Here is an 806-nt window from a genome sequence, read left to right as displayed (position 1 = left end):
TCCACCCCTTACAGGGCTTCCACATCTGGCCTATCAACCCAGTCGTCTACTGGGAGCCTTAACCCTTCAAGAGGGTGGGAATACTCATCTCGAAGCAGGCTTCCCGCTTAGATGCTTTCAGCGGTTATCCTTTCCGAACGTAGCCAACCAGCCATGCCCTTGGCAGGACAACTGGCACACCAGAGGTTCGTCCGTCCCGGTCCTCTCGTACTAGGGACAGCCCTTCTCAATATTCCTACGCGCACAGCGGATAGGGACCGAACTGTCTCACGACGTTCTAAACCCAGCTCGCGTACCGCTTTAATGGGCGAACAGCCCAACCCTTGGGACCGACTCCAGCCCCAGGATGCGACGAGCCGACATCGAGGTGCCAAACCATCCCGTCGATATGGACTCTTGGGGAAGATCAGCCTGTTATCCCCGGGGTACCTTTTATCCGTTGAGCGACAGCGCTTCCACAAGCCACTGCCGGATCACTAGTCCCGACTTTCGTCCCTGCTCGACCCGTCGGTCTCACAGTCAAGCTCCCTTGTGCACTTACACTCAACACCTGATTGCCAACCAGGCTGAGGGAACCTTTGGGCGCCTCCGTTACTCTTTAGGAGGCAACCGCCCCAGTTAAACTACCCATCAGACACTGTCCCTGATCCGGATCACGGACCCAGGTTAGACATCCAGCACGACCAGAGTGGTATTTCAACGACGACTCCACAACCACTGGCGTGGCCGCTTCAAAGTCTCCCACCTATCCTACACAAGCCGAACCGAACACCAATATCAAACTATAGTAAAGGTCCCGGGGTCTT

Annotated in this window: 1 rRNA gene; it reads right to left on the bottom strand. The window is 56.1% G+C overall.

The features are described 5' to 3' along the window. Nucleotides 1-806, bottom strand: a 23S ribosomal RNA gene (locus IE272_RS38525); the annotation flags it as partial.

The organism is Streptomyces anulatus (assembly GCF_014650675.1).
Taxonomy (GTDB): Bacteria; Actinomycetota; Actinomycetes; order Streptomycetales; family Streptomycetaceae; genus Streptomyces; species Streptomyces anulatus.
This window is presented reverse-complemented; position numbering and strand designations above follow the sequence as displayed.